General features: G+C 72.3%; 7 protein-coding genes. 4 read left to right on the top strand and 3 right to left on the bottom strand.

All coding sequences use genetic code 11. The annotated features are described in order from the left end of the window. A partial coding sequence (locus ACWDY5_RS35530; protein ID WP_449726511.1) for a tetratricopeptide repeat protein occupies positions 1-1,900 on the top strand: 1,900 nt, incomplete at its 5' end. On the opposite strand, the gene ACWDY5_RS35525 is transcribed toward ACWDY5_RS35530, so the two are convergent. Beyond that, a complete protein-coding gene (locus tag ACWDY5_RS35525) occupies positions 1,860-2,423 on the bottom strand; it encodes an RNA polymerase sigma factor (protein WP_449726510.1) in 564 nt (187 codons plus the stop codon). The genes ACWDY5_RS35530 and ACWDY5_RS35525 overlap by 41 nt on opposite strands. A 253-nt stretch (positions 2,424-2,676) precedes the next feature. Here ACWDY5_RS35525 and ACWDY5_RS35520 point away from each other — a divergent pair, with 253 nt between their 5' ends. From ACWDY5_RS35520 to ACWDY5_RS35510, 3 genes are all read left to right on the top strand, one after another. Then, a complete protein-coding gene (locus ACWDY5_RS35520) occupies positions 2,677-2,847 on the top strand; it encodes a hypothetical protein (protein WP_449726509.1) in 171 nt (56 codons plus the stop codon). Between the two features lie 48 nt (positions 2,848-2,895). Next, the gene (locus ACWDY5_RS35515) at positions 2,896-3,027 is read left to right on the top strand and encodes a hypothetical protein (RefSeq protein WP_449726508.1); all 132 of its coding nucleotides are present in this window, start codon (positions 2,896-2,898) and stop codon (positions 3,025-3,027) included. Positions 3,028-3,128: 101 nt separating this feature from the next. After that, positions 3,129-4,682, top strand: a complete 1,554-nt coding sequence (locus ACWDY5_RS35510; RefSeq protein ID WP_449726507.1) for a tannase/feruloyl esterase family alpha/beta hydrolase — start codon at positions 3,129-3,131, stop codon at positions 4,680-4,682. Here the strand turns inward: ACWDY5_RS35510 and ACWDY5_RS35505 are convergent. Next, complete coding sequence (locus tag ACWDY5_RS35505; RefSeq protein ID WP_449726506.1) at positions 4,661-5,749, bottom strand: methyltransferase; 1,089 nt, start codon at positions 5,747-5,749, stop codon at positions 4,661-4,663. The genes ACWDY5_RS35510 and ACWDY5_RS35505 overlap by 22 nt on opposite strands. Positions 5,750-5,888: 139 nt before the next feature. Continuing rightward, positions 5,889-6,107 (bottom strand): formate dehydrogenase subunit delta, encoded by a 219-nt coding sequence (locus tag ACWDY5_RS35500; protein WP_449726505.1) that lies wholly within the window; start codon positions 6,105-6,107, stop codon positions 5,889-5,891. Between the last annotated feature and the right edge of the window lie 2 nt (positions 6,108-6,109).

Below are 6,109 nucleotides of genomic sequence, written 5' to 3'. Positions count from 1 at the left end.
CGGCTTCGGCGGTGGCCCGCGGGTGGTCCACGGTGCGGGTGAACAGGTCGGCGGCGGCCTCGCGCGGCAGCACGTCCAGGGACAGGGTCTGCGCGCCCGGCCCGCCTGGACCGCCGCGCACCTGGCCACCCGGCTGCGCGACGAACGCAGGCGGCTCACCGAGCTGGCCGCCGGGGACCGCTGTGTCGGCACCGCGTTCAGCCTGTCCTACCGGCAGCTCACGCACACCAAAGCCCGGCTGTTCCGGTTCCTCGGCCTGGTGCCCGGCCCCGACTTCGACGTCCGGGTGGCCGCCGCGCTGGCCGACCTGCCGGTGGCCGAGACCGAGGACCTCCTGGAGGATCTCGTCGACGTGCACCTGGTGCAGCAGCCCACCCCCGGCCGCTACCAGTTCCACGACCTGCTCCGGCACTACGCCCGCCGCGCCGCCCTGGAGGAGGAGTCCGAGCCGGCCCGCGCGGCCGCGCTGGCGCGGATGTACGAGCACTACGTGCGCACCAGCGGCGCGGCCGCGATCATGTTGGACCCCAACCTGGTCTGGCTGCCCAGCGCACCCGAACCGCGGCCCTGGCTGCGCACCCCGGAGCAGGCGCTGAACTGGCAGGACGCCGAGTACCCCAACCTGGCCGCGGCCATCACCCAGGCCCAGGAGGAGGGCAGGCACCAGGTCGCCTGGCAGCTGCCGCACACCCTGGAGACCTACTTCGACACCAGGGGCCGGGCGCCGCTGCGCGCCCTGCACGGCGCGGTGGAGGCCAGCCGCGAGCTCGGCGACCGGCACGCGCAGGCCTGCAGCAGGCTCGGCCTGGCCTCCGCCTGCGCCCGCCTTGGCCGCTACCGGGAAGCCGTGGACAACCTCAAACAGGCCCTGGAGTTGTTCCGGGCAGCCGGTTTCCGCCGCGGCGAGGCCACCGCGCTGCGCCGCTTCGGCGGCATCTACGAGCCCACCGGCCGCTACCCCGAAGCCGTCGCCAGCCTCACCGAGGCGCTGGCCATCTACCGCGAGATCGGCGACCTGATCGGCCAGGGCGAAGCGGAGAACGACCTGGCCAACGTCTTCCTGCACACCAGCCGCTACGCCGACGCCCAGCGGCGGCTGGAGTCCGCGCTGCGCCTGTACCGGCGCGGCGGGTTCCGCGCGGGCGAGGGCATCTCGCTGATCAACCTGGGCTACCTCTACCTGCGCACCAGCCGCTACCCCGAAGCCATCGAGCACTTCCGCTCCGCACTGGAGGTCAACCGTGCCACCGGATCCCGCCTGGGCATCGGCGGCGCGCTGAACAACCTCGGCCACACCTACCTGCGGGTCGGCCGCTACGCCGAAGCCCTCGACCACCTGCGCGGCGCGCTGGCCGTGCACCGGGAAAGCGGCTACCGGCGGCACCAGGCCAACGCGCTGAGCAACCTGGGCCAGGCCCTGCTGCGGGTCGGCAGGCCCGGCGAGGCCACCGAACTGCTGGAGCAGGCGCTGAGCGTGTACCGGGAGATCGGCTGCCCGTCCGGGGAAGGGGCCGCGCTGGGCTACCTCGGCGAAGTGCTGATGTGGACGGGAAAACTGCCCGAGGCGGCGCAGAACCTGTTGCAGGGACTGGAGTTGCAGCGCGAGACCGGGAACCTGTTCAGCGAGTGCATGACCCTCAACCACCTCGGCGACCTGCACCGGTTGCTGGAGGACGCGCCCAACGCGCGGATCTGGTTCGAGCAGGCCCTGCACCGCAGCGACCTCGCGCACAACCGGCACGAACAGGCGCACGCCCACCACGGGCTCGGCGCGGTGCACGAGGTGCCGGACACCGCGGCCGAGCACCGCCGGCGGGCCGAGCAGACCTACCGCGAGCTGGGCCTGCCCGAGCCCGAGCTCATGACCGCCAGCCGTCGAGGGCGAACTGGAGCTGCCTGAGCAGCCGGGCCCTGGTCGGGCCGATCGAGCCGCGCGGGATGCCCAGCCGCGCGCTGATCTCGTCGTAGCTGACCGACTGCGCGCCGAAGAGCAGCACCAGCAGCCGCCGCTGCGCCTCCGGCAGCCTGGCCACCACCGCCAGCGCCGCGTCCAGCTCCGCCTCCAGCACCACGTGCTCCGCCGGACAGGCCTGCTCGTCGGGCATGTCGAAGTAGTCCTGGTCGCCGATGGGCAGCTCGCCGCTGGTCCGCCGGTTCAAGTGCCGCAACGCCTCCCGCCTGGCCACGGTGACGATCCAGGCCCGCACCCGCTCCGGCTCGCGGACCGAGCGGATGCCCTCGTAGACCCGGATCCAGGTCTGCTGGGCGACGTCCTCCACATCGGCCCGGCGCAGGCCGAGCGAGGCGGCGATCGCGCGCACCAGCCGGCCGTAGCGGTGCACCAGCTCGGTCCAGGCGTCCTCCTCCCGGTTCTGACAGCGGTTGACCAGTGAGCCGGACTCGGCGTGCAGGGTGTGCGACATGTTCCGCCCGATCGGTTCGCTCGGCGTGGGGAGCAGCCCGGTGATCGTGCGCGCCCGGGATTGGCGAAACCTGGATGGAAACCTGACGCCAATAAAGGTTCATCATTCAACTTGCTCTGACTTTCCGGTCAATAGGGACATGATTTGCCCAGCCCTTTTCTTTCGCGGTTCGGTGGTTTAGGTTCAGCCTCCGTCAGGTCAGCGCGGAACGTGTGCGAGGGCGGACGTTCCCTTATTGATCAGGGGCTGATTCATGAAACGTGTGCTGGTGATCGTCATGGCTCTTGCCGGTCTCGCCGGTCTGGGCTCCGGACTCGCCGCGGCCTTCAGTGCGCAGGTCAGCACGAGTGTGGACAGTGGCAAGCCGGGCCGTGGCTGCGTCGGCGGCTGCGGCATCGTGCTCGCCGAGTGCGGTGCTTGCTGAATTGGCCGACCGTGGGTAAACAACTGGTTCCCGTTGTGGAGTGATTACATGAAGCGCGTGCTTCTCGTTTCGCTGGCGTTGTCCGGCGTCCTGGCGGCTGGTGTGCTGACCACCGCCCAGGCCGCGCCGGTCCCGCCGCTGACCGTGCTGGCCGGCACCTGCGGCCACTGCGGTTGGTGAAAATGGTCTGGACCGCCGGACGGCGCCCTGCGGGCCGTCCGGCGGTTCACCCGCAGCGGAACTCGGGTGTGCGGACCCGGCCACCCGGCTAGGTTCGGCGCATGTCTGCCAGACCGGTCCACCATCGACTCCGGCGCGCGCTCGCGCCGCTGACCGCAGCGGCCCTGCTGCTGCCCCTCTTCCCGGCGCTCGCCACGGCCGCCCCCTCTTCCACCGCGGCCGAGTGCGTGCCGCCCGCCGCTCCGGTTGTGCCCGGCGCCCGCGTCCTGTCGGTGACCGCCGAGGCCAAGCCCGCCGGGGTGATCGAGGAACCCTGGTTCCCGCCGCTGGCCTACCCGGCGGCCTGCGAGATCAAGGTGACGCTCACCCACCCTGGCGTGAACGACAAGGTCCTGGTGCAGGCCTGGCTGCCGAAGGCGGGCTGGAACGGCCGCTTCCAGGGCGTCGGCGGTGGCGGCTACGCCATGGGCAACTTCACCTTCGGCCTGGCCTCCGCGCTGGCCCAGGGCTATGCCGCGGCGACCACCGACGGCGGGGTCGGCGATGACGGCCTCAACCCGTCCTCCTGGGCGCTGGGCCCGGACGGCCGGGTGAACAAGGAGCTGCTGACCAACTTCGCCTCCCGCTCGCTGCACGACCTGGCGGTGGCGGGCAAGGCGGTCACCGCCGCGCACTTCGGCCGCCCCGCTGACTTCAGCTACTGGAACGGCTGCTCCACCGGCGGCCGCCAGGGCCTGATGAACGCCCAGCGCTACCCGGCCGACTACGACGGCATCCTGGCCGCCGCCCCGGCGATCAGCATGCCGCGGTTCCTGGTCGCCGACCTGTGGGGCCAGGTGGTGATGAACCAGGAGAAGACCCGGCCCAGCCTCTGTGAGCTCGAGGCGTTCCAGCGGGCCGCGGTGCAGGCCTGCGACACCCAGGACGGTGTCGCCGACGGAGTCCTGGAGCAGCCGCTGCGCTGTGGCTTCGACCCGGCGAAGCTGATCGGGACGAAGATCCAGTGTGACGGCAAGGAGATCACCATCAGCCGGGCTGCCGCCGAGGTGGTGCGCAAGATCTGGACCGGGCACCCCGCCTGGTTCGGGCTGCCCAAGGGCGCGCCGTTCTCCGTGGTCGGCGATGCCGAGCCGAACCCGATCGCGGACAACTGGGTGCGCTACTTCGTCGAGCAGGACCCGAAGTTCACCATCGACTCGGTGGACTACCGCGAGTTCAACCGGATCGCGGCCAAGTCCCCGGCGCTGATGGACCGGTTCATCGCCACCGACAACCCCGACCTGTCCGGCTTCCGCCGCGCGGGCGGCAAGATGATCACCTGGCACGGCTGGTCGGACGCGATCATCTTCGCCCAGGGCACCACCGACTACCGCGACCGGGTGGAGCGCCGGATGGGCGGCGCGGCTCGCGTGGACGAGTTCTACCGCGTGTTCATGGCCCCCGGCGTGGACCACTGCGGCGGCGGCACCGGCCCGGCTCCGGTGGACCCGCTGGGCGCGCTGGTGAGCTGGGTGGAACAGGGCAAGGCCCCGGACACCCTGCCCGCCGCGCTCGACGACACCACCCGGAACCTGTGCCGGTACCCGCTGGTGTCGCAGTACGACGGGAAGGGTGACCCGAAGCAGGCGAGCAGCTACCGCTGTGCCCGCGCCTGAGCAACGCCCAACCGCCACAGGGTGACCACCTCGGCGGCCCGCGCCGCGTGCAGCGGCCCGGCCGCCGAGGTGGCCCTGGGGTGCCGGGGCCGGACCGAGCTGGTGCCCAGCACCCGGAGCCCGCTGGCCGTGATCGCGGCGGGCAGCGCGCCGGGTTCGCGCAGGCCCAGTAGTTCGGCCAGGTCGGAGAGCACCAGCCAGCCCTCACCGCCGGGCCGCAGGTGCCGGGGCAGGCGGTCCAGGAACGCGGTCAGCATCCGGCCGCCGGGGTCGAACACGCCGCGGTCCAGGCCGCCGCGCACCCGGCCCGGCAGCCAGGGTGGGTTGCACACCACCAGGTCCGCGCGTTCCGGCGGGAAGAGGTCGGTCTGGCGGATCTCCGCCCGCAGTCCCAGGCGGTGCAGGTTGTCCCTGGCGCAGTCCACCGCCCTGGGGTCGAGATCCGTTGCCACCACCTGGAAACCGCGCTGGGCGAGCACCGCGGCGAGCACTCCGGTGCCGGTGCCGAGGTCGAAGGCCAGCGTGCCCTTCGGCAGTGGCGCTTCGGCCACCAGGTCGACGTACTCGTGGCGGGTCGGCGGGAAGACGCCGTAGTGCGGGTGGATCCGCGCGCCCAGCCCCGGCACCAGAATTCCCTTCCGCCGCCACTCGTACGCACTGAGCACACCCAGCAACTCGCGCGCCGACACCACTGCCGGACCGTTGACCTCGCCGTAGACCTGGGCGCAGGCCGCCGCGAACCGGCCGTGCTCCAGCCCGCGCATCGCCGGGCGCGGGCCAGGTTCCAGCGGCACCAGCACCCGCCCGAGCACCGCCGCCCGCGCCGCCCGGTGCTGCCGCCACCGCCCGAAGTCCCCGCCGCGCCACGGCATCCGGCGGTCCATCACCCGCAGCAACCGCCGCGCGCCAGTCCAATCCCCTTGCCAGAGCAGGGAAGTCCCGCCCCGGCACCACCGCAACGCCTCGGCCGCGGCGATCCGGTCGTCTACCTCAACAATGTTCTCTGGGCGCGGTGCGTCCCGCGCGGACAGCCAGATCCGGCCGTCGTCGAAGAAACCCGTGTTCATGGTCCTGTTCCGCTGGTTCGGCTGAGGGCTCCGGAAACGGAGCGGGCTCAGCGAACGACCGCGGCGAACACAGGACAGGTCATGCCGCCAGCCTAACCCCTCGCGCCCGTCCCGATGGACTGGGACGGGCGCGAGGGGTTCAGCCGCGCAACAGGGTGGCCGCCGCCAGCGCCAGCGGGGTCAGCGCCCCGGGGTTGTCAGCGAGCTGGCGGTTGAGGTCCGCGCGCATGCGCGGGTCCCAGAAGGCGCGGACGTGCTCGGCGATGGCCGCCGAGGCCCGCTCCACCGGCTGGCCCTCGAACTGGGCCGCGATCTCGTTGATCAGCCGCACCTGGGGTGACTGGGACGTGGTCGACATGC

The sequence above is a fragment of the Crossiella sp. NPDC003009 genome (assembly GCF_053591555.1).
Note: the sequence above shows the minus strand (reverse complement) of the source record. Positions and strands in the feature narration are given on the sequence as shown.

Bases quoted from the DNA above. Each gene is read 5' to 3' on its own strand.
- ACWDY5_RS35525 (WP_449726510.1), bottom strand. From the start codon at position 2,423: ATGTCGCACACCCTGCACGCCGAGTCCGGCTCACTGGTCAACCGCTGT.
- ACWDY5_RS35520 (WP_449726509.1), top strand. From the start codon at position 2,677: ATGAAACGTGTGCTGGTGATCGTCATGGCTCTTGCCGGTCTCGCCGGT.
- ACWDY5_RS35515 (WP_449726508.1), top strand. From the start codon at position 2,896: ATGAAGCGCGTGCTTCTCGTTTCGCTGGCGTTGTCCGGCGTCCTGGCG.
- ACWDY5_RS35510 (WP_449726507.1), top strand. From the start codon at position 3,129: ATGTCTGCCAGACCGGTCCACCATCGACTCCGGCGCGCGCTCGCGCCG.
- ACWDY5_RS35505 (WP_449726506.1), bottom strand. From the start codon at position 5,749: ATGAACACGGGTTTCTTCGACGACGGCCGGATCTGGCTGTCCGCGCGG.
- ACWDY5_RS35500 (WP_449726505.1), bottom strand. From the start codon at position 6,107: ATGTCGACCACGTCCCAGTCACCCCAGGTGCGGCTGATCAACGAGATC.